22 protein-coding genes are annotated in these 21,663 nt (G+C 67.7%); 8 read left to right on the top strand and 14 right to left on the bottom strand.

Going from position 1 to position 21,663, the window contains the following annotated elements; genetic code table 11:
• Positions 1-45 precede the first annotated feature (45 nt).
• Entirely contained in the window at positions 46-678 is a 633-nt protein-coding gene (locus LTV02_RS08225; RefSeq protein WP_233039412.1) for a maleylpyruvate isomerase N-terminal domain-containing protein, read from the top strand.
• A 12-nt stretch (positions 679-690) separates the two neighbouring features.
• On the opposite strand, the gene LTV02_RS08220 is transcribed toward LTV02_RS08225, so the two are convergent.
• The 5 genes from LTV02_RS08220 to LTV02_RS08200 form a co-directional block, all read right to left on the bottom strand.
• Positions 691-1,665 (bottom strand): Acg family FMN-binding oxidoreductase, encoded by a 975-nt coding sequence (locus LTV02_RS08220; RefSeq protein WP_233039411.1) that lies wholly within the window; start codon positions 1,663-1,665, stop codon positions 691-693.
• 139 nt (positions 1,666-1,804) lie between these two features.
• A complete protein-coding gene (locus tag LTV02_RS08215; protein WP_233039410.1) occupies positions 1,805-2,464 on the bottom strand; it encodes a response regulator in 660 nt (219 codons plus the stop codon).
• Between the two features lie 127 nt (positions 2,465-2,591).
• Positions 2,592-3,767 carry an endolytic transglycosylase MltG gene (locus tag LTV02_RS08210; RefSeq protein WP_332909565.1) on the bottom strand — a complete coding sequence of 392 codons (1,176 nt, stop codon included), beginning with the start codon at positions 3,765-3,767 and terminating at the stop codon, positions 2,592-2,594.
• Positions 3,764-4,504, bottom strand: coding sequence for a hypothetical protein (locus tag LTV02_RS08205; protein WP_233039409.1), 741 nt, complete (start codon positions 4,502-4,504; stop codon positions 3,764-3,766). Before LTV02_RS08205 ends, LTV02_RS08210 begins: the two co-directional genes overlap by 4 nt.
• 195 nt (positions 4,505-4,699) lie before the next feature.
• Complete coding sequence (locus LTV02_RS08200) at positions 4,700-5,092, bottom strand: DUF1761 domain-containing protein (RefSeq protein ID WP_233039408.1); 393 nt, start codon at positions 5,090-5,092, stop codon at positions 4,700-4,702.
• Positions 5,093-5,140: 48 nt separating this feature from the next.
• On the opposite strand from LTV02_RS08200, the gene LTV02_RS08195 reads away from it, so the two are divergent.
• From LTV02_RS08195 to LTV02_RS08185, 3 genes are all read left to right on the top strand, one after another.
• The gene (locus LTV02_RS08195; protein WP_233039407.1) at positions 5,141-5,548 is read left to right on the top strand and encodes a DUF1801 domain-containing protein; all 408 of its coding nucleotides are present in this window, start codon (positions 5,141-5,143) and stop codon (positions 5,546-5,548) included.
• Between the two features lie 81 nt (positions 5,549-5,629).
• Positions 5,630-5,881: an acyl carrier protein gene (locus tag LTV02_RS08190; RefSeq protein ID WP_233039406.1), complete on the top strand. Its 252-nt coding sequence runs from the start codon at positions 5,630-5,632 to the stop codon at positions 5,879-5,881.
• A gap of 81 nt (positions 5,882-5,962) precedes the next feature.
• Positions 5,963-6,874 (top strand): bile acid:sodium symporter family protein, encoded by a 912-nt coding sequence (locus LTV02_RS08185; RefSeq protein WP_233039405.1) that lies wholly within the window; start codon positions 5,963-5,965, stop codon positions 6,872-6,874.
• A gap of 291 nt (positions 6,875-7,165) precedes the next feature.
• Here LTV02_RS08185 and LTV02_RS08180 read toward each other — a convergent pair whose 3' ends face one another.
• The 7 genes from LTV02_RS08180 to LTV02_RS08150 form a co-directional block, all read right to left on the bottom strand.
• Complete coding sequence (locus tag LTV02_RS08180; protein WP_067712655.1) at positions 7,166-7,441, bottom strand: GlsB/YeaQ/YmgE family stress response membrane protein; 276 nt, start codon at positions 7,439-7,441, stop codon at positions 7,166-7,168.
• 219 nt (positions 7,442-7,660) lie between these two features.
• Positions 7,661-8,869: an SfnB family sulfur acquisition oxidoreductase gene (locus LTV02_RS08175; protein WP_233039404.1), complete on the bottom strand. Its 1,209-nt coding sequence runs from the start codon at positions 8,867-8,869 to the stop codon at positions 7,661-7,663.
• A 57-nt stretch (positions 8,870-8,926) separates the two neighbouring features.
• On the bottom strand, positions 8,927-10,303 hold the full coding sequence (locus tag LTV02_RS08170; protein ID WP_233039403.1) for a styrene monooxygenase/indole monooxygenase family protein: 1,377 nt from the start codon (positions 10,301-10,303) through the stop codon (positions 8,927-8,929).
• Complete coding sequence (locus LTV02_RS08165; RefSeq protein WP_233039402.1) at positions 10,300-11,784, bottom strand: LLM class flavin-dependent oxidoreductase; 1,485 nt, start codon at positions 11,782-11,784, stop codon at positions 10,300-10,302. Before LTV02_RS08165 ends, LTV02_RS08170 begins: the two co-directional genes overlap by 4 nt.
• Complete coding sequence (locus LTV02_RS08160) at positions 11,781-13,004, bottom strand: acyl-CoA dehydrogenase family protein (RefSeq protein WP_233039401.1); 1,224 nt, start codon at positions 13,002-13,004, stop codon at positions 11,781-11,783. Before LTV02_RS08160 ends, LTV02_RS08165 begins: the two co-directional genes overlap by 4 nt.
• Complete coding sequence (gene sfnG, locus LTV02_RS08155) at positions 13,001-14,092, bottom strand: dimethylsulfone monooxygenase SfnG (protein WP_233039400.1); 1,092 nt, start codon at positions 14,090-14,092, stop codon at positions 13,001-13,003. Before sfnG ends, LTV02_RS08160 begins: the two co-directional genes overlap by 4 nt.
• A 488-nt stretch (positions 14,093-14,580) precedes the next feature.
• On the bottom strand, positions 14,581-15,105 hold the full coding sequence (locus LTV02_RS08150; RefSeq protein WP_233039399.1) for an SMI1/KNR4 family protein: 525 nt from the start codon (positions 15,103-15,105) through the stop codon (positions 14,581-14,583).
• Positions 15,106-15,204: 99 nt separating this feature from the next.
• Here LTV02_RS08150 and LTV02_RS08145 point away from each other — a divergent pair, with 99 nt between their 5' ends.
• Positions 15,205-15,639, top strand: a complete 435-nt coding sequence (locus tag LTV02_RS08145; RefSeq protein WP_233039398.1) for a nuclear transport factor 2 family protein — start codon at positions 15,205-15,207, stop codon at positions 15,637-15,639.
• Positions 15,640-15,915: 276 nt separating this feature from the next.
• On the opposite strand, the gene LTV02_RS08135 is transcribed toward LTV02_RS08145, so the two are convergent.
• Positions 15,916-17,250, bottom strand: a complete 1,335-nt coding sequence (locus LTV02_RS08135; protein ID WP_408639345.1) for an amidase family protein — start codon at positions 17,248-17,250, stop codon at positions 15,916-15,918.
• Positions 17,251-17,370: 120 nt separating this feature from the next.
• On the opposite strand from LTV02_RS08135, the gene LTV02_RS08130 reads away from it, so the two are divergent.
• From LTV02_RS08130 to LTV02_RS08120, 3 genes are read left to right on the top strand one after another with little or no spacing between them, the layout of a single operon-like run.
• Positions 17,371-18,000 carry a DUF1989 domain-containing protein gene (locus LTV02_RS08130; protein WP_233039397.1) on the top strand — a complete coding sequence of 210 codons (630 nt, stop codon included), beginning with the start codon at positions 17,371-17,373 and terminating at the stop codon, positions 17,998-18,000.
• The gene (locus tag LTV02_RS08125; protein ID WP_233039396.1) at positions 18,000-19,121 is read left to right on the top strand and encodes an NADH:flavin oxidoreductase; all 1,122 of its coding nucleotides are present in this window, start codon (positions 18,000-18,002) and stop codon (positions 19,119-19,121) included. Before LTV02_RS08130 ends, LTV02_RS08125 begins: the two co-directional genes overlap by 1 nt.
• Positions 19,118-19,987, top strand: coding sequence for a polysaccharide deacetylase family protein (locus LTV02_RS08120; protein ID WP_233039395.1), 870 nt, complete (start codon positions 19,118-19,120; stop codon positions 19,985-19,987). The genes LTV02_RS08125 and LTV02_RS08120 overlap by 4 nt, the downstream gene beginning before the upstream one ends.
• 47 nt (positions 19,988-20,034) lie before the next feature.
• On the opposite strand, the gene LTV02_RS08115 is transcribed toward LTV02_RS08120, so the two are convergent.
• Positions 20,035-21,588, bottom strand: a complete 1,554-nt coding sequence (locus LTV02_RS08115; protein ID WP_233039394.1) for a helix-turn-helix domain-containing protein — start codon at positions 21,586-21,588, stop codon at positions 20,035-20,037.
• Between the last annotated feature and the right edge of the window lie 75 nt (positions 21,589-21,663).

Genomic DNA, 21,663 nt, shown 5'->3' with positions numbered 1-21,663 from the left:
CACGGCCGCCCGACTCGGGACGAACCCGATTGGAAGGCAAGGCGATTGACTGCCGTACGAGACGCATACCTATCGGCCGCGACCGCGACGGGAACGCTGCTCGCGAATCCGGCGGTCGCGGCCGCCTGGCAGCAGCCCAGCGCTTTGCCGGAATTCAGTCTCCACGGCCTCGCCGGGCATCTGGCCGCCCAGGTCCTGCACGTGACGCCGGTACTCGATTCCGAGCCGCCCGTCGCGCCGTCGCTCTCGGTGACCGAATTCTTCACGCATTCACCGGCATTCGAGGCCGGTGTCGACGCGGACATCAGCGTCTGGATCCGCCGCAACGGTGAGTCCACGGCGGCCGACGGCGTGGACTCGCTGGTGCGGCGGGTCGAGACGGCGATCGAGCACCAACGGACGGCGCTGTTCACGCAAGCGCCCGATCGGCTGATCGGCATCCTCGATCGGCCGATGCTGCTCGACGACTTCCTGCTCACCCGCATGCTCGAGATCGTGGTGCATTCCGACGACCTGGCGGTCAGCGCGGGCATACCGACACCGGCGTTCCCCGCGCGGGTTTTCGAACCGGTACTGCATCTGCTGGCGAGCCTCACCGTGACCCGGCACGGCCAGACCGCGGTGCTGCGCGCGCTGACCAGGGCCGAGCGGGCGCCGGGAACGATCACGGCGTTCTGACCTGGGCCGGGGTCAGTACGAGGTGCCCGCGAAGACCTCGTCGGTGCCACGGCGCGGTGTTTCCGCCAGGGGTGCGGCGCTGGAGCGGACCCAGCCGGCGCGGATCATCGCCTGCGGAAAGCGGCTCTCGCACAGGGAGAATCGGATTTCCTCGCGCAGATCGGGAACGCCCAGGGGTTCGGTCTGGATGCAGGTGGCCAGGCCGAGGTCGGTGGCCGCGAGCAACAGGGCGCTGAGGGATTCACCGGCTCGGAGCTGGGCGCGGCGGTCGTCCTGGTCGGTGCTGACGATCAGCCATTCGGCGTCGTCGTGGGATTGGGCGATATCGATCAGGACGGGGTCGGCGAAGGCACGACAGGGCAGCTGGTCGTCGGTGCGCACCGAGGTCACATTGCGCGCGGGGACGCCGTCGGGGGTGCCGCGCCGGCCGCTCCATTCGGCGAGTTCCACCTGATAGCGGGCGTCGTCGGCGTGCCGTTCGGCGGCGGTGCGAATGAGTTTGCCGAGCTGGGGGCGCATCGATTCGGGCACGGTCTGCACCGCTGCGCCGAAGCGGGTGGCGTAGTCCGAGGCGGTGCGGACGTATCGCTGCGGCACCTCGCCGCAGGCGAATCGGCGGCGGTCGCTGCGGCGGTGCACCATGGCGGTGGTCAGGCCGAAGTCGGTGCCGCGCGGCCTTTTCCGGGTCAGCCGGAGCGTGGCCAGATGGTCCGGGTCCGCCGGATCGGGCAGGTGCTCGACGTCGCTGGCCCAGCCCAGGGCGGCCAGCGCGACCCGCAGGTGATGCAGGACCGCGCCGCAGCTGAGGACGAGCGCCCGCTGTTCGGGGTCGGTCGCGGTCAGATGCCGGGACCGATCGGCGTAGAGGTCGAGTTCCCCGCCGTCGAAGCGCCAGCGCCAGGGTTGCGAATTGTGGACCGATGGGGCGCGCTGAGCCAGTCCGATCGCGGCTCGAATCGTCTCCAGGCCGGGGTTGCCACGCTGCATGACTGGGGATGGTCCTTTCGAGTGGATGAGCAGGTCTCCTCATCCACTTGTCCCACGCCGGGGCCGGTCCGGCAGCGAATCGAAGGTCATGAGAATTCGTGACTTCCGGGCAAAAGCCCAGCTCACCGGGCGGTGCGACTCAACAGACATCGGGCAGATCGGACGCGAGACCGAGGCGGGCGGCCACCACCGCCGCCTGCGCGCGCCGCTCCAGACCCAGCTTCCGCAGCAGCTGCGACACGTAGTTCTTCACCGTCCGCTCGGACAGGAACATCCGCCGGGCGATCTGCCGATTGGTCAGGCCCGCGCCGAGCATGCGCAGCAGCTTGTATTCGCGATCGCTGAGGTCGTGCAACGATCCCGGCCTGCTCGCGCCGGTATCGGCCCGTAGCCGCCGCATCAGCCCGGCGGTGGCATGGGCATCGAGCAGCGATTTGCCCGCCGCCACCGACCGCACGGCCGCGAGCAGTTCCCGCCGCCCGATGTCCTTGACCAGGTACGCGTCGGCCCCCGCCAGCACCGCCCCGAGAATCGCCTCCTCATCGGAGTGCGAGGTGAGGATCAGCAACCGCAGACCGGGCAGCACATCGCGCAGCTCACGGCACAATTCGATGCCATTGCAGTCCGGTAGCCGCACATCGAGAATCGCCACGTCAGCGTGCTGATGCGGAAGCAGCGTGCGGGCTTCCGCGCAGGTCGCGGCCTCGCCGACGGTGCGCATACCGGGTTCGCCGTCGATGAGGGTGCGCAGGCCGATCCGGACCACCTCGTGGTCGTCGACGAGGAAGACCCGAATCATCGCTCACCCCTGTCGTTTCCGAACGCTCGAAATACCAACCGATCGGTACTACATCTGGCTCGTGTACCCGGCATGATCGGCGGCAAACGTCCCGCGGCGCGCTGATGCCCGAGCCAGCTTCCCCCGATCAGTTCCCGGGTGAAATACCGCTTTGCCGGGCTTTTTCGATATTGCGCAGGTGCTGGTCGTAGTCGTCGGTGAACAAGGTGGTGCCCTGCTTGTCGATGGTCACGAAGTACAGCCACGGGCCGGTTGCCGGATTCACCATGGCACGCAATGCCTCCGGTGACGGTGCGGAGATCGGGGTCGCCGGGAGGCCCGTCATGGCGTAGGTGTTCCAGGGTGTCTTGCGGGCGCGGTCGGCGTCGGTGGTGGCGGTTTCGGTGTTGCGGCGCCCGTAGATGACGGTGGAGTCGAATTCCAGGGGGCGGTTGGCCCGGAGCCGGTTCAGGATCACCCGCGCGACCTTGGGCATGTCCTGCGATAGCGCCTCACGCTCGAGCACGGACGCGGCGATCAGGGTGTCGTAGGGGGTGAGGCCGGTCGTGTTGCCCAGGATTCCGGCGCTTTCGTAGCTCGCGGTGCTTTCGGTGACCAACTGGTTGAGGATCTGGTCCGGGCTTTCGGTGGGGTCGAAGGTCCAGGAACCCGCGCCGATGAGTCCTTCGAGCTGCCGGGTGCGGTCGGGCGCCGAGCGGACCCAGCCCAATGCCCAGTCCGGTACGCCCAAAGCAACGGGATCGGTGTTGGTGCCCGCCGCGTCCAACTGTTCGTAGGTCAGGCATTTCGCCGCGGGGACGACGCTCGCGCAGCTCGCTTCGACGATCCGGCGGTAGATGCCGTCTTTCCGTGCGCCGGTGGCCGTGTCGACCTGGTCGTGCAATTCCCGGCCCTCGGAGATCACCACCGTGGCGAGATCGGCGGCGACAGGTTGTTGGCGCATGTTGACCCCGGTGAGGATCCCGACGCCGAGGGTGAGTACGAGGACGACAGCCGCGGCGGTCGCGAGGACGAGATTTCGGTGGCGCCGGTCGAGGCGAGGTGAGCGGCGGGGTCTATCGAGGGGCTCCCGTGGTGACGAGACCTGCTCTCCCGCAGTGTTATCGGGGAACTCGACCAGGGTCGGCGCGGGGTCGAGCCCGGCTGCCTCCGACACGAGGTTCTGCCCGCGTTCAGCGGGTATCTGCGCGCGCATCGCTTGCGCGACAGCGTCCCCGAGGGAGGACTTGCCGATCAGTTCCCGTATCCGCGCGATGTCGCCGGCGCCCGGTACCTGGTCGTTGTGTTTGTCGTAGTTGTTCATTGCGACTCCCTGTCCCCCAGGCGTCGGATCCAGTCGTGTTGGGCCATCAGGGCCGACCACCGGCGATCGACTCCGCGGGTGGATCGTTCGCCGTAAACCTGTGCGATCTGTTTGCTGGTGAGGCCGGATGCTTTGCCCCACACTATGTTTCGATCCCTCGGCGACAGCCGGTACATGTACTCGCGCAGTACGTCCTGGTCTATGACCTGCCGGCTCGGATCGTGTGGCGCCCATCGGTCTTCGGTGGGCAGCCCTGCCTCGTGGCGCATTACCGCGGCGACGGCCTTGGCTTCACGATTCTGTGCCCTCCGGTGCCGATTGAGTTCGTTGACGAACGCGATCACGCAGCCTCCGATGAAGAAGGACGCCACGCTCGCACCGCCCTCACGACTCCACCCGTCCCCAGCCAGGCACTTCGCCCGGAAGCTCCGCAAGGCTTCGCTCACCGCGGCATCGGCGACCTCGTCGCGGAAGTCGGTGTCGGATATGAATCGTTCGAGCTCCCCCTGGCCGGGCGTGCACGGGATCCGTTTGCTGCGCACGACCGCGAAAATGTGGCCGGTACTCATCCACGCGGTGAGCACGCCGAGCGCATACCTCGCCAGCTCGCAGGCGAAGGTCTCCCACACCGGCCCGGCGAACTGCACCGCCTGCAGCGCGGCGATCAATTCGGCATCGGCCTCCAGCCGATGCCTCGATTCCGCCGTAACTTCTTGTCCCCGCACGGTTTCCAGCATCGCCGAACGCGCGGGTGCCGCGTCCGGAGCTGGGACGACCCGCAGCATCGCCCCGCGTGGCCGCGGCTCACTGCGGGCGGCAGCCATGGGTCTCACTGCTTCTGTCGGTGGTCATGACAGTCGTCCTCCCCGAATCCCCGGCGCCGTCTGTCCGGACACAGGGTTATAGGCGCCACCGCGAGCAGTTCTACCGGGCTATCTCCAGGAAGCCACCACGACGGTGATCAACAGGAGTTTGAGCAGCCAGTCACCGGCGTGGATGAGTGCGACGCGCCAGGGCACGTTCTCCCAGATCATCGAGCCCGACAACAGGATTGCCGGGAATCCGATCCACAGGCCCAACGCCAGTTTCACCCCGGCCCACCAGCCGTCGGTTCCCGTCGCCACCGTCAGCTTCGCGACGACCACCGTCAGCACCACCAGGCGTAGCAATTCGATGCCGACCTTCCACGCCGGTGGCCGGCCCTCGGTATCGACATTGCTGCCCGCGGCGGCGAGGGGCTTGGCGGTGACCATGTAATAGACGTTGGCCACGACGAATCCCGCGATCACGGCCGTGACGACGGCCCAGATGTTCATATGCTGCATAGCGGTATAGACGGGTGTTCGGTGCGGAATTCATCTAGCGTCTCGATCATGGTCTATCGAGTCGATCCGCGGGTGGACGCCTATATCGATGCCCTGCCCGAATGGCAGCAGGCGATCTGCCGGGAAGTTCGCGATCTCGTGCACGCCGCCGACCCGGAGGTCGAGGAGACGATCAAACGGACCGTGCGGCCGTACTTCGTCCTCCAGGGCAATATCTGCGCGCTGCTGGCGACCAAGGATCACGTCAACGTTTTCCTCTACGACGGCGCTATCGTCCCCGATCCCGAGCACATCATCACCGGTGGTCACGACAACACCACGGCGCGCACCGTCGCGGTCTGGGAGGGGCAGCAGCTCAACGCCCCAGCGCTTCTGGCCATGTTCCGGCACAACATCGCGAACAACCGTGCGGGTGGCTGGCGAAAGCTCAAGAAGAGTTCACCCGAATCCCCCTAGCTCCTCGGCAGCAATGCGGAAGAACTTGGCTGCAACGAGTTCAGAGCCTTTGGCGATACCGAGGTAGAGAAGGGGGATGCCATGACCACCACCGAGGAATCGATCATCACCGGGATCGCCACGGTCATCGAGGAAGTCACCGGCGTCGACGCCGCCGACGTGACGCCCGAGAAGTCGTTCGGCGCGGACCTCGACATCGACTCGCTGTCGCTGGTCGAGATCGCGGTGCAGCTCGAGGGCAGGTATCACCTCGAGATCCCGGACCAAACCTTCGCCGCCCTGAAAACAGTGGGCGACGCGGTGGCCTACGTTCAGCGGTTACAGACCATCTGATCCTCGAGCCGGGTCAACTGCCGTTCGCTCGGATCGAAAGGCACTGCCCGTCTCCCGCCACTTCTCCATACTCGATGGTCTATGAACTCTTCCTTCCTCACCACGGCCCTGCCCCCGGCCCTCGCCGTGATCATGTTCGGGCTCGGCCTCTCGCTCACCACCGCCGACTTCACCCGCGTCACCCGCGCCCCGAAAGCGGTCGCGATCGCCCTGACCTGCCAGGTCATCGTGCTCCCCCTGGTCGCCTTCGCCCTGGTCGAACTGTTCGACCTCTCCCCCTTGCTCGCGGTCGGCATGATGCTGCTGGCCGCCTCCCCCGGCGGCGCCACCGCCAACCTCTTCAGCCACCTCTTCCGCGGCGACGTAGCCCTCAATGTCACCCTGACCGCGATCAATTCGATCCTGTGCGTGGTCACCGTCCCCCTGGTCACCAACCTCGCGATCAACCGCTTCGCCCACGACCAGACCGGCGAACTCGGCCTGCAATTCGGCAAAACCGTTCAGGTCGTGGTGATCGTCCTCGTCCCCGTCGTGATCGGCATGGCGGTCCGCCACCGCGCCCCCGGATTCGCCGCCACCATGGACCGCCCCGTCCGCATCGCCTCCATCGCCATCCTGGCCACCCTCGTCCTCGCGGCCATGCTCAACGACCGCTCCGCCATCGGCGGATACGTCCTCGACGTAGGCGCCATCACCGCCCTCTTCTGCCTGATCAGCCTCACCACCGGCTACCTCGTCCCCCGCGCATTCGGCATCCCCGCCCAACAAGCCATCGCCTCATCAATGGAAATCGGCGTCCACAACAGCGCCATAGCCATCACCCTCGCCCTCAGCGTCCTCGAAACCCCCCGAATCGCCATACCCGCCGCCGTCTACGCCGTCCTCATGACACCCCTCGCCGCCCTCGTAGGCGCCATCATCAGCCGCAAAACCCGTAGCGAACAACGCGGCTCGCGAAAAGCTGGTCACCCCAACGCGACTGCGTTGGGGTGACCAGCACATCGGTGACATCACCATCACCTCCTGACCCTGGTTGCGGGTAGTCCCCGCCTACCCGGCAATGTCGCAGTTATGCGGATGGCCGGGTGGGTCAGGCGGATTCACGCTGAGGCGGGAGGTCGGGTCGGGTACATGACCTCGTCCCACCACGCTTCGAGGCGGCTGGGTTCCGGCCAGCGCACCTCGGCGTCCTCGGAATCGTTTGATTCGGTCCGGGCGATGTGTGTTTGTTTTCTGGCTGAACGGGCGGGTCTTTCGGCGCGTGGATCCGAACTCATGGGGATCTCAGCGCAATGCGTTTCGGCGGCCGGTGACCAGGTTGACCAGGAACAGCAGAATTACCGCACCGCCCAGGCAGGTGAAGAAGCTGAACCACAAGCCGCCGCCTTCGACGTCCACGCCCAGCAGCTTCAGCAGGAAACCGCCCAGCAGACCGCCTACGATGCCGACGACGATGTTGAGCAGAATCCCCTGCTGGGCATCAGTTTTCATGATCTTGCTGGCGATCCATCCCGCCAGGCCACCGATAATGATCCAACCCAGAATTCCCAGTCCGAGCATCGGCTCGCTCCTTGTCTCACTCTCGGGCCTCCGAAAAGGGAAGCCGCATGCGTCTCCGACATACCCGCCAAGATCGGGGTCAATCACGCTGGTGTGAGAACGGTTGTCATGGGTACGGCGGTGATGTCGGCCCAGCAGGTGGAACCGTCCGAGCCGATACGAGGGTCGCGCCTCGGTAGGACCCATCGAGCGCCGAGGCGAGACCCTTGTCCAGGCCCCTCAGAGGACGCCGTGCCGCGGGGGCGGCGTGCCGGAGAGCAGATAGCGGCCGATGTGCTGGAGTTTCCAGCGCACCGGGTCGTGCAGGGTGTGGGTGCGGGCATTGCGCCAATGCCGGTGCAGGTTCAGTGAATCCAGCGCCGAACGGGTCCCGGAGACCTCGAACAGCGCGTTGGTCACGTCCAGAGCGGCGCGGTCGGCGGCGGCTTTCGCGGTGGCGACGGCGATGGACGCGGCGGCGGCGCTGTCGTCGTCGAGATCGCCGGCGGCCCGGTCGATGGTGTCGGCCGCCACCGACAGCAGTGCCTCGGCCGCGCGCACCGTGACCTCCAATTCACCGAAACGCTGGATGGTGAGCGGATCATCGGCGGCCTGTTCGACACCGGCTTCGAACCACGGCCGGCTGCGGGTGCGAACGAACTCGACGGCCTCCGACAGTGCGCCGCGCGCGATACCCGCATCGATCGCGGTGTGCAGGATCTGCGCCCGAGCGCCGTAGAGCTGCGGTCCGGTGAAGGTGAGATGGTGCGGGACCACGTGATTCGACGGAACCCGCACCCCCTCGAGGCGCACCGATCCACTGGCGGTGGTTCGCTGCCCCATGCCGTCCCAGTCGTCGACGACGGTGAGGCCGTCGGCGTCGGCGGGGACATAAGCCACCACGATCCGGTCGTCATCGTTCTTGGCCAGCACCGGAATCCAATGCGCGAACAGCGCACCGGTCGAATAGTGTTTGACACCGTCGAGAACGTGGCCGACGTCGGGGTGCGCCCGCAGGCGGGTGCGGTAGTCCTGCACGTGTTTGGTGCCCACCTCGGATTGCGCGTTCCCGAATCGCTTGCCCGCCAGCACTTCCGAGAACAGATAGCGCTGCAATTCCGCGGCGCCGTTCTGCCGCAACGCGTTCACGTAAACGAAGTGGCTGTGCGGAATCTGGGCGATGTTCGGGTCGGCTGCCGCCAGCAGCCGGAACACTTCCACCACAACCGAAGTCAGCACGTCCGCGCCGCCGTAGGCGCGCGGCACGGTGATGCCCAGCAGCCCGCTGGCGGACAGCGCGTCCAGCTCGGCGCGTGGCAGCTCGCGGCGTGCGTCGCGGCCGGCGGCATCGGTGGCGAAGTGGGCGGCGAGCCGTGCCGCGACCGCCAATGCCTCGTCGGCGTCGGCGATCACGTGTGCGGTCACCGGCCGGTCGGTGATCTCGGTCATCGGGTGCCTCGGGCATTCTCGGTCGTGGTCACGGCGTCTCCTGTATCGGCGAGTCGGTTACGCGGTGGCGAGGCCACCGGCGTAAGCGGAACGAGCGAAGCGCCCGGCGGGTTCGAAACGAGCCAGCAGCTCGGCCGCGTCCTGGCCGGTGACCTCGGTGATGAATCGCCCTGCCGCAGCGAGGGAATCGACGCCGAGGAACGGTTGCGGGCGATGCAGCAGGCCGACGAGCGCGGCGGCGAAGCGCGGCTCGACCGCGGCGGCGGCGAACAGCTGGCCGCCGATCTCGGCGAACTCGGGATCGCCGAGGAACAACCGCGTCACCCGGTTCGCCGCGTCACCGCGCGCGGCCAGGAACGCCCGGTATTGACCGGTGATCCACTCCTCGTCGAAGGGCCCGTCGTGCACGGCGGCTGCCGCGACCAGGCGCTGAGCCTGGATCAGCCCGCTCTGCGCGCCCTGCCCCGCGATCGGGTCGTACGCGGCGGAGGTGTCGCCGAGCGAGGCCACCACGTGACCGCCCGCGGTGCGCCCGGCACCCGCGCGCACCACCGGGCGGACAGCGCCTTTCAGCCAGGAGTGCGGATCCGCGGCGATGGTCTGTGCGGCCAGCACCTCGGGCAGGTCCCAGTCGAGGTAGTCGCGGTAGAGCTGCTGCACGATCCGCAGCGCGGAGTCCGCGGAATCGGCTGCGGCGAAACGCTTCTCCCAGTCACTGCCGGGCCTGGCCCAGCCCAGGAATGCCCAGCTGGGGCCCACGTCCTTGTGCAGGTACGGTCCCCACCAGGCTTCGCCCTGATCGGCGAGGATGGAGAACAGACTGTGCGACCCGCCCGCCCGGCTGCGGTGCGCGAACACGCTCTCGTCGTAACCGAGCCCGGTGACGGTGACGGTGAGTAACGAACGTTGCGGCGCCGCGTAGGGGCTACGGGACTCGTCGATCGCGAACAACTCCGACAGCCCGCCGCGTCCGGTGGCGACCAGTGTGAGGTCGACATCGGCGGCGATACGGTCCAGCTGCTCAGGCGTCACTTGTTCGACGACGAAACGCCCGCCCCGTTGGATGAACGCGGTCAGCCGTTCGTCGGCCTTGAGCCGCGTATCGACAGCGACACCCACATACCCGTCGAAATGTCCGTCGAAGGCGATGAGTTCCGCCCGCTCGGGTCCGGCGATGCGCACGCTCAGACCGGTGTGCCGTGGTGCGCGGGCGGTGTAGGCGTCGAGCCCGAGTGCGGCTTCGGCCTGCTGGGTTTCACCGAATTCGAGCGCGGTGCCGGTGGCCGGGACGTCGTCGCGCAGCGCACGCTGGTCGCGGTCGCTGTAGAGGGTGACGTCGAACCCGGCGTCGAGCAGCCCCAGGGCCGCGGTGACGCCGGTCTGCCCGGCGCCGATGACGGCGGCGGTACGGGTGGAATCGAGCTGAGAAGTCATGCGGGGATCACCCTTTCGAGATCGGAAGCTGAGGAGAGCGACTCGTGGTCGGCTGTTTCGGTTGCGGCGGCTCCCGGCCGGGCCACCGCGTCGGGCAGGGCGGTCGAGCCCGCGCCCCCGAGGCGATAGCGTGCGCCCCGATGCTCCGGCGGTAGCCGGTCGCCCGCACCGAACAAGGCATTGCGCAGGGTGCCGGGCACGTACTCGGTGGCATATGCGCCGCGGGCGGTCAACACCGGAACGACATGGCGCACAATGTCTTCGAAACTTCCCGGCGTGATGGCGTAGGCCAGGTTGAACCCGTCGAGATCGGTGTCGGCCACCCAGTCCTGGAGCTGGTCGGCGACGGTGTCCCCGGAACCGACGAAGACCGGCCCCATTCCGCCGATCCCCGCCCAGCGGCCGATATCGCGGACGGTCCATTCCCGGCCGTCGTCGTCGAACTCCTGGAAGGCGGCCACCGCGGACTGGATGGCATTGCTCTCCACTTCGCCGATCGGGTCGTCCAGGTCGTAGCGTGACAGGTCGATGCCCATCCAGCCGGACATGAACACCAGCCCGCCCTCGACACTGGCGTAGGACAGGTACTCCCGGTGTTTGTCGTGCGCGGCGTCGTCGGTGGCATCGGTGACAATGGTGGCCAGGGCGTAGATCCGGGCGGCGTAGCGGTCACGGCCCGCGGCTTCCAGAGCGTCCCGGATCCGGGAAACCGTGTGCGCCAGCACCCGTTTGGACGGTCCGGCCACGAAGATGGCCTCGGCGTTCTCGGCGGCGAAGCGAACCCCGCGTGCCGAGGCCCCGGCCTGGTAGATCACCGGCGTCCGCTGCGGCGACGGTTCGGACAGATGGATGCCCGGCACCGTGTAGTGCTTGCCGCGATGCCCGATGTGGTGCACCTTCGCCGGGTCCACGTAGACGCCGCGCGCGGTGTCGCGCACCACCGCGTCGTCCTCCCACGAGCCCTCCCACAGCTTGTAGAGCACCTCGAGGTACTCGTCGGCCTGGTCGTAGCGATCGTCGTGGTCGAGCTGGTCGTCGGCGCCGAAATTCCGTGCGGCCGAAGGCAGATACCCGGTGACCACATTCCAGCCCAGCCGCCCGCCGGTGAGATGGTCGAGGGTGGACAGCCGGCGCGCGAAGGGATACGGGTGCTCGAACCCGGTGCCGGTGGTGATCCCGAAGCCGAGGTGCTCGGTGACCGCGGCCATGGCGGAGACCAGCAGCAGCGGATCGGCCACCGGGATCTGCGCTCCCTGACGCAGGGCGGCGATGTCGTTGCCGCCGTACACGTCGTAGGTGCCCAGCACGTCGGCGATGAAGATGCCGTCGAAGCGCCCGCGCTCCAGCAGTTTCGCCAGCTCGGTCCAGTAGCCGAGTTCCTTGTATCGATGCGACTGATCTGCCGGATGCCGCCACAGGCCCGGCGACTGGTGGGCCACGCAGTTCATGTCGAACGCGTTGAAGCGGATGCGGCGGGTCATTGCCCGGCTCCCGCCGCCGGTACGCGCTCACCGGCACTCCACGCGAATGGCAGGTCGGCGTCGTTGAGCAGGTGATCGCCGAGGGCGCGCGCCTTCTGGATGGCCGGATTGTGCACCGAGATGGTGCGTGCGTTGCGCCAGTGCCGATCGAGCCGCAGCCGCTCCGAAACCGCCGATGCGCCACCGATTTCGAACAGCAGCGTGGTCGCGGGCAGTACCAGGTCGATGACCGCGAGTTGGGCTTGCGCGGCGGCGAGTTCGGCTGCCACCAGCTGCTTTTCGTCGCGCGCCCCGTCGGCCAGCACCGCGTCGAGCACGTCGGCGACGGCAAACACCGTGGCCTCGGCGGCGAAGGCGGCGGCCGACAGCCGTCCGATCACCTGCTGTACCAACGGATCCTGACGCGGCAGGTCCGCGGCGGAGTGGGTGTAGCCGCGGGTGCGCGCCGCCACCCAGTCACGGGCGTCGTGTTCGGCGCGCCGGGCGATCCCGGCCAGCACCGCCAGCTGCACCAGTTGCAGGTAGGCCGTCGCGTAGGTGGGCCCCGGCGTCCCGTATCCGGGGCCGAGGATGCGCTCGTCGGTGACGAGCACCGCGGTGAATTCGGTGGTGCCGCTGGCGGTGAGCCGCTGCCCGAATCCGTCCCAATCGTCGTGCTGGCGCACCCCCTCGGCGTTGGCGTCCACCAGCACACCGACCCGCTCACCCTCGCGATCCGCCGCCGCCAGAATGTAATCCGCGTACAGCGACCCGGTGCTGTAGTACTTCGTCCCGTCGAGCCGCCAGTGCTCGCCGTCGCGGGTCAGGCGCGTGCGGTAGCGGTCGACCGCGCCGACGCCCGGCTCGGTGATCGCATTGCCGACCAGCGTGCCCTCCGCCACCGCGCGCAACCAGCGCTCCCGCTCCGGCCCGTCTTCGGCCAGCAGTTGGTCCTCGACGAACGACCAATGCACCCGCAACGCTTGCGGCAGATTCGATTCCGCGGCGGCCAGGGCGATCAGCTGCCGGAACAGTTGCCGCACCGTGACCCCGTAGCCGCCGAGTTCGACCGGCACCCGCAGCGCCCCGAACTTCGCCGCGCGCAACCAGCCGACTTCCTCGAACGGCAGCCGCCGATCGGTCTCGCGCTCGACCGCGCCCGCGGCGATCCGCTCGAAGATCGGCCCGAAGATCGCGTCCAGTTCGGCGTCGGTGGTGGTCTTGTGCTCGACGGTGGTCATCGCGCCACCCCCACCGGTTCGGGAGTGCCCGCGCCTACCGCCGATTCGGCCTCCAGCTCGCGCACGATCGGCAGCACATGTTTGCCGAAATACTCGACTTCCTCGTGGTAGTGCAGGAATCCGAGCAGCAGCAGGTTCACCCCGCGCTTCTTGTACTCGATGATCCGCCGCGCGACCTGCTCGGGGGTGCCGATGAGCTTGGACCGGAATCCGTCGTTGTACTGGACCAGATCCTCGAATGTGGAATCGGCCCACATACCGCGCTTGTCGCCGGTGGAACTGCCCGCCTGCTGCACCGCGCCCCGGAATCCCTCGACCGCCTCCGGGTCGGCCTTGGCGACGATCTCGCGCAGGGTGTCCTTCGCCTCGGCCTCGGTGTCGCGGGCGATGAGGAATCCATTGAGCCCGAACCGAACCGTGCGGCCGTGCTCGGCGGCCGAAGCACGGACCTCGGTGATCTGCTCGGTGATGCCGTCGAAGTCCTTGCCATTGCTGAAATACCAGTCCGAGACCCGCCCCGCCATGGCCCGGGCCGCGGTGGAATTGCCACCCTGGAAGATCTCCGGATGCGGACGCCCTTGGGCCGCAATCGGTTTGGGCTTGAGGTCGAAGCCGCGCAGGCGGTAGAAGTCGCCCGCGAACTCGGCCGCGTCCTCGGTCCAGCTCTTGCGCAGCACCCGGATGAATTCCTCCGAACGCCGGTAGCGTTCATCGTGTTCGAGCCACGGCTCGCCGAGAGCGGTGAACTCCCCCTTGAACCAGCCGCTCACCACGTTCACCGCGGCCCGCCCACCGGAGAGATGGTCGGCGGTGGCCAGCAGTTTGGCCAGCACCGCGGGCTGCCAGAGACCGGGATGAACCGCGGCGATGACCTTCAGGCGTTCGGTGGCCAGCAGCAACGCCAGACTGAAACTGGTCGATTCGTGCTGATAGGCCGCCCCATAGCTGGCCATGTATCGCACCTGGGTCAGCGCGTATTCGAAGCCATTGTTCTCGGCCAGCACAGCCAGCTTCTTGTTGTAGTCGTAACTCCAGTCGGTGCGCTGCTCGATATTGCTGACGACCAGACCGCCGCTGACATTCGGCACCCAGTAAGCGAATTTCAAAGGCGCTGAGACAGCATCGTTTTCATGGGCTGCGGACACAGATACTCCTCGGGAAGAAGGGAAGATCGTGAACTACTCCGCACGAAACCCCATCCGCGCGCACAGCGCGGGCGGGGAATCGTCAATCCCGACAACCCGGCCCGGCGATCCGCATCAGATCCAGATACCGCCGCCGCGTGAACTCCCACTCGCAACTCTCGAAACGCTCGATCGACATGTCGCCGCTCCATCGTCCTCGACGGCCCCGCCGGGCCACAGCACACGAATCAGTTTCTGATTCCGCCGTCCTGCCCCACGTGCACCTGTCGGTCTCGAAACTCCACGCTCAACGGACCATTCCCGCTAAAAAATAGAGCTCCTGCCTCGCCGAAACGACAGTTACGTTCGCGATGAACACAATCCGGGCACTCGACTCGTCGTCCGGTCCGCCGGATTGAAAACCCACGCGGAAAGCCCGCTGAGCCATCCGGTCAACGGCACCAGGATTCGACGGTCGTGGCGAAATCGGGGAACTCCGCACGGGCGGCGGACAGGATCTCGGCGGGCGTCCGGGCGGGGATGCCTGAATGGGCTTCGGCGATGGCGCGCAATTCTTTCTGGGGTACGCCGGTGTCGGAACCGTACTCGACCGCCTCCATCGGGCCGACGCCGCCGGCGAGCAGCCAGAGAAAATCGGCGAGGGTGCTCGCGACCGGGCCGACCTGGCCCTCGGACCCGAAGAACACCACCGGCTGTTCGGTCAATGGGCGGCCGGCCCGGGTCAGCCAGAGGGTGACCAGGCCGCCGGTTCCGTCTTGCGCGAACACCCGGAACTCATCGCCGTCGAGGTCTTGGTTGCCGGTCCAGGCCCGCAGCCACTCGGTGGTGTCCGCGGCCGAGTCGAAGTCGCCGTAGGGTTCGTAGTCGATCGATCCGGAGGATTCGTCGTAGGGGAACTCGACCGTGGACAGTGCGGTGAGTGCGGGTGGGAAGGTTCGATCCGGCGGGTTCAGCACGCATCCACCGTATCGGCTCGCCCGGCAGGCGGGACCGACGGTGTTGTCCGCGAACGGATTCGGCGTATTCTCTCGGTTCCCGATCGAGGAGGCTGACCCATGAACGACGTCCCCACTCGCCTCGCGCTGCGCGAGCTGGTGGAACGCTACGCCGCCTACGCCGACCGCCGGCGCGATACCGATCTCGCCGGGCTGTTCACCGAGGACGGTGCGCTCGTGGTCGAGTGGGGGCCGGAGAAGCCCCGCACCGATGTCCGTGGCCGTGCGAACATCGCCGCGGCCATGCGGCCGTTGGATCGTTACCGGGCGACCCGCCACGTCGTCGACAATCAACTGCTGACGTTCGACGGCGACGTGGTGCAGGGCGAAACCTACTGCACCGCTTCGCACGTCTACGACACCGACGACGGTTCCCGGGTATTCGTCATGCAGATCCGCTACCAGGACATCTTCGTGCGCGACGGTGGCGACTGGTTGTTCCGGGAGCGCCGGCTGCTCCTGGACTGGACCGAGGATCGTCCGCTGAACTCCTGAGGCGAGGCGCTGGCGCCATGGTTGGACGGGAAGCCGTGAATGGCAGGGCCATCGCAAGGTCTCGGTCGAATCGAGTGCATCGACCTCACGACACTCGACCGGCCCCTCGGCGCGATCATCCGGGATGTCACCGGGCGGGGGGCACCGATTCGGTGATCGACGCGGTCGGCATGGAAGCGCACGGATCCCCGCTGGCCGCTCTGGCACAGCGGTCGTCGTCGCTGCTGCCGAGCGCGGTGGCACGGAAGGTCAACGACACCGTCGGCGTCGACCGGCTCACCGCGTTCGACACGGGTTCAAAGCCTCGAGGATGTCGCCGACCCAATTGGCCTGCGCGAGTATGTCGGTGTCGCATCCGAGTGGCAGCGACAGCAGTAATCCCGATGCCGGGCCGGAGTTCGAGGTTCTGATGGGGAGTGTGATTCCGCAGGTGCCCAGATAGCTGAGCGCCATGGTGGTGCGCAGTGTCGAGGCGTTCGCGCTGTCGTAGGCGGCCGGGTCGGATAGGTGGGACAGGCGTGGTGGTGAGTGGCGGACGGTGGGACACAGGAGGGTCGCGCCATCGAGTTCGGCGGTGAATGCGTCTCTCAGGGTGGGCATCGCGGTGTAGAGGGCGGGGATGGAATCGGCTGTGTGCGTGTTGCTTTCGAGTCGGCGGCGGGTTGCCGGTTCGATCGGCAGGCTGGAGTCGAGGCGGTGGCGATGCAGGGCGTAGGCTTCGGCGCCGACGATGGTGCCGTGGTCGTCCATGAGCTTCTGCGCGGTTCGGAGTGAGTCGAGGTCGCGGACTTCGATATCGGCTCCGGCGCAACGCATTGCGATGACTGCGGCGTTGAAGTCGGCGGCTACCACGGAATCGAGGTCTTCGGACCATTCGCCGCCGGGTATCACGAATCGACTGGAATGGGTGGCGGCGACGGCCCGAGGGGACGCGAGGACGCGGTCGAGCTCGCGGATGTCGTGCACGGTGGTGGCGAAGATGCCGATGCTGTCGAGTGTCGGTGAGAGCGGTGCGAAGTCGTGTACACCGTATCTGCCTGGGCTGGCGCGGAATCCGATGATCCCGCAGAAGGCGGCGGGCACGCGCACCGATCCCGAGGTGTCGGTGCCTACTGCCAGCGGGACGATGCCGCGGGCCACCGCGACCGCCGAGCCGGAGGAGGAGCCGCCGGGAACCAGTTCGGGGTCGATGGGATTGGTTGGAGTGCCGAAGCACAGGTTGATTCCGAGCCCGGAGAAAGCGAATTCGCTCAAATTGGTCTTGCCGAGGGTGACCAGACCGCTGTCGTGGGCGCGCCGAACCAAGCGGCTGTCCACGGCGGCAGGCTGGTCGTGCAGATGGCTGGCCGAACCCTTGGTCGTCACCGTGCCCTGTAGATCGAAGAGGTCTTTCCACACGATCGGCACACCATCGAGCAGCCCGCGCCGGGCACCGCGCAGACGTCGGCGGTCGGCGGCATCGGCCTGCCAGCGGGCGCGCTCGGCGGTGACGGTGATCAGCACCGCGGCCGAATCCGGTTGCCGCGCCCGCTCGATGGCGCGGCCGGCCAGCTCGGTCGCGGTCGTCTCGCCCGCCGCAAGCGCCGAGGCCATAGCGGAAGCGGTAGTCATGGAACAGGACGCTACCGAGGGCTATTCCCGCTCCGACATGTCGGAACATCCACCGCAATCGCCGAATGCTGTGTGTTCATCCATTCCCTGACGTGCGGGACATTCGGTTGACTGGTAGCCATGACAACGTTGAGCTACTCGGAGCCGGTCACCGTACCGGCCGGGCGAGCCCGATTGACGGCCGTGCGGGCCGGGGAGTATTTACGGATCACCGACGTCGAGGGCGGCCAGGTGGGCGATGTATTCGCCTACAACGCACACGATCTCACCGAGTACCACAGCGCCGCACACACCCGCACGCACACCGCGCGGCTGTTTCCCGCACTCGGCGAAGCGTTCGTGACCAACCGGCGCCGGCCGATCCTGACCTACGCCGCCGACACTTCTCCGGGCCTGCACGACATGCTGATCGCGGCCTGCGATCCGGAACGCTATGCCGCCTACGGCGATCCGCACCACGCCAGCTGCGCCGACAACCTGCACCGGATCATGATCGAGCGCGGATACGCTCCGCCCGCGTTCATCCCGCAGCCGATCAACGTCTTCATGCGCATTCCGGTCGCGGCCGACGGGACCCTGACCTGGCTCGAAGCCCCCACCGCGCCCGGCGACGCCATCACCTTCCGCGCCGAAATGGATTGCCTGATCGTGGTTTCGGCCTGCCCGCAAGACCACAACCCCATCAACGGGGCCAAGCCCACGCCATTGCAACTCACCGTCCTGCCAGAGTCCCCCGAGGAGAACCGCTGATGACCACCACCGAACTCACCCACCCCGCGCTCGCCCCGGCCGGCCTCGGCGCGCTGGCGCTGCGCAACCGTTTCGCGGTCGCGCCCATGACCCGGGTCTCGGCCACCCCCGACGGCACCCCGACCGCGCAGATGGCCGAGTACTACCGCGGCTATGCCACCGGCGGATTCGGCCTGATCATCAGCGAGGGCATTCATCCCGACGCCACCCACAGTCAGGGCTATTTCAACCAGCCCGGTCTGGTCACCGACGAGCACATCGCCGGATGGCGCACGATCGTCGACGCCGTCCATGCGGCCGACACCCCGATCATCGCCCAGCTCATGCACGCCGGAGCCATCTCCCAGGGCAACGCGCGCGGATTCGAGACCATCGGCCCGTCCGCCGTGCGCCCGCGCGGGGAAATGATGGTCGACTACGGCGGCGTCGGCGGCGCCTGGAACGCGCCCCGCGAAATGACCGCCCGCGATATCGACGATGTAATCGCTGGATTCGTCGCCGCGGCCCGGAACGCCCGCGCGGCCGGATTCGACGGCGTCGAGATCCACGGCGCCAACGGTTATCTGCTCGATCAGTTCCTCACCGACTACACCAATCAGCGCACCGACGAGTACGGCGGATCGGTGGAGAACCGTATCCGGCTCACCGCGCGGGTGCTGCACGCCATCCGCGAGGCCGTCGGCGACTATCCCGTCGGCGTCCGGCTGTCGCAGACCAAGGTCAACGACTTCGTCTACCGCTGGCCCGGCGGCGAGGCGGACGCGCGAATCATCTTCGCGGCCTTGACCGAGGCGACCTACCTGCACATCGCCAGCGAAGGCCGCAATTTCCTCGAGACCGCCGCTTTGCCCAGCGGTACGACCATCACCAAGCTGGCCCGCGAGGTCTCCGGCCGCCCGGTCATCGCCAATGGCGGCATGCACCAGCTGTCGCAGGCCGCCGACGTGCTGACCGGGGAGCACGCCGACATCCTGTCGCTGGGCACCGGCGCGCTCGCCAACCCGGACCTGCCCCGCAAGGTCGCGGCCGGGACCGAACTGGCGGCATTCGATCATGAGATGCTGCACCCCATGGCAAACCTGGACTGCGCCGCCGCCTGGCGCGAACGCAGCGGCAAATGAGCGCACCGACCTGGACTCGCGGCGCGGCGGCGGTGGCGACGCTGACCTTCGACGTCGACGCCGAGACGCCCATCCTCGCCGAAGGACGGCATTACGCCGACCAGCCGATGGTGATGTCGCATCAGGCGTACGGACCGGAGGTAGGGGTGCCGCGCATTCTCGACCTGCTCGACGAAATGCGCGTCCCCGCAACGTTCTTCGTGCCCGGCTGGGTCGCCGAACAGCGCCCGGGCCTGGCCGCGTCGATCGTGGAACGCGGGCACGAGGTGGCGCACCACTCCTACAGCCACCGCCCGCCCACCACGCTCTCGGCCGCGGAGGAACGCGCCGACTTCGAACGCGCCCTCGACGTCTTCACCAAACAAGACATCGAGATCAGCGGATACCGCGCGGCCATGTGGAGCGCCAGCCACCAAACCCTGTCCCTGCTCACCGAATTCGGCCTGGTCTACGATTCCTCGCTGATGGGCGACGACCGGCCCTACCACGTCGACACCCCGCACGGCCCGGTCGTGGAACTGCCCGTGCACTGGTCGCTCGACGACTGGGAGCAGTACGCCTACCTGCCCGAACCCCGGATCGGCTCGGTCATCGAATCCCCGGTCAAGGTCGAGCAGATGTGGCGCGCCGAACTCGACGGCATGCGCCACTACGGGTGCCTGTTCAACGTGTGCATGCACCCGTTCCTCACCGGCCGCCCCGGCCGAATGATGGCCCTGCGCAACCTGATCGAGTTCGCACAGGATCGCGGTGATGTCACCTTCGCGCGCTGCCGCGAGGTGGCGCAGTGGGCTCGCGAGGACCAGGGCACCCCCAACCGTCCCCTGCCGACCTACGACGTGGATGCCTCGGTCTATCCGCACTGAGAAAATATGACGAGAGCTCCGCACCGGCGACGGTGCGGAGCTCTCGGTCAATCCGCCACCAGCGCCAGATACAGGTCGATGGTGTCCTCGAGGCGGCCGACATTGCGGCCGGTCAGTTCGGCGATGCGGGACATGCGATTACGCAGCGTATTGACGTGAACGTGCAGGGCCGCCGCGGTGACCGCCCATTGGCCGTCGTGGGCCAGGAAGGTCCGCAGGGTGTGTTCCAGATCGGTGTGGGCCCGCGCGTCGTGCTCGCGGACCGCGCCCAGCACCTGGTCCGAGAAGCGTTGCCGCACTTGGTCGTCGAGCAGGCCCAGCAGCATGCGGAAGGTGGCGATGTCGGCGAAGGTCGCCACGTCGGGCGACCGTTGCGCACGTAGCACCTGGCAGACCTCGCGGGCACGGACCAGCGAATCACGTAGTCCCGCCGCCGAGGCGATGTCACCGATACCGACCACCACCCGTTCGGTGGCCGTGCGCCTGCCGGTTTCGGCCGACAGGTCGCGAGCGAAGCGGGTCAGTTCCTCGGCCGAGCGTTCCCACAGGCAGACCGACACCACGTCCCGGCTGCCCGCGGCGGTGAACGCCGGAATGCCGTGCGCGGCGAAGAACGCGCCGACGGCGTGCGCGATATCGTCGGGCTGCGCATCCGCGCCCGATCCCGCCACCGGCGCCGACACCAGCACCCCCAAGGGCCGATCCGGCGGTACCCCGTAGGCACGCAAACGCCGCACCACTTCCCCGCTGCTGCGCGGACCGGACAGGATCATCTCCAGCAATTCGGCGGCGAAACGCGCTTCGATCGCATGCACCGCCTGCTGTTTCGTGACTTCCAGGCTCAGGAATCGCGCCGCCTGCGCGAGCGCTTCCCGGTCGGCGACGGCCAGCGTCGCGGCGGGCTCGAGACAGTACAGACCGGCGTCGATCTCCCCCATCGCGCCCTCCACCAGGTACAGCGCCGCCGGGCCATTGCCGAGGAGATCCACTTCCAGGGGCGGCGGGGTGCGATTGAGCGCGGCCGCGGCCAAACGCACCTGCTCGTCGGTCGGCTCACAGCCGATCGAGGCCAGCCGACGGCCCTTGCGGTCGACCACCAGTAGCGGCAGTTCCGTTTCACCACGCAGGATTTCGAGCACACCCGCCGCGCCGCTGCCTCGCGAGAGCGCGGTGGCCAGCGCGTCCCCACGCTGTACCGTCGCGGTCAGCTCGGCCTGCAGCACCTCGTTCTGGATCCGTGCGGCAGCCCGGGTGAGCGCCGCGAACGGCACGCCGATACACAATTCGACCAGCGGCAGACCGTGCGAAAGACACAGTGCCACCAGCTCTTCGGGCAGGGCGGGAGTTTGCGCCGTGAGCCCGAAGACCAGCCCGGCCGCACCCGCCCGGGCCACCGCGGCCACGAAGCGATCCGACGAGACCTGCGATTGCCACAGGCCGTTGGTCAGCACCAGTTCTCCCGTGCGCACATACGGTGACGGATCGGCGAGCTCCGTGGTGTGCAGCCAATGGATCTCCGCGTCCAGCGCCTCGACGAGTTCCGGGGTCACCACGCGCAGCCCGAGAGCGGGATCCGCCACCAATCGGCAGATGGTCAACATCTAGCTGAATGTACAGCGACAGTCCGCCATTGGTGGATGAATGACCATCCCACTCCCTGCATTTCCGCTGCTTTT

This window comes from Nocardia yamanashiensis, from assembly GCF_021183565.1.
GTDB classification, from domain to species: Bacteria; Actinomycetota; Actinomycetes; order Mycobacteriales; family Mycobacteriaceae; genus Nocardia; species Nocardia yamanashiensis.
Note: the sequence above shows the minus strand (reverse complement) of the source record. Positions and strands in the feature narration are given on the sequence as shown.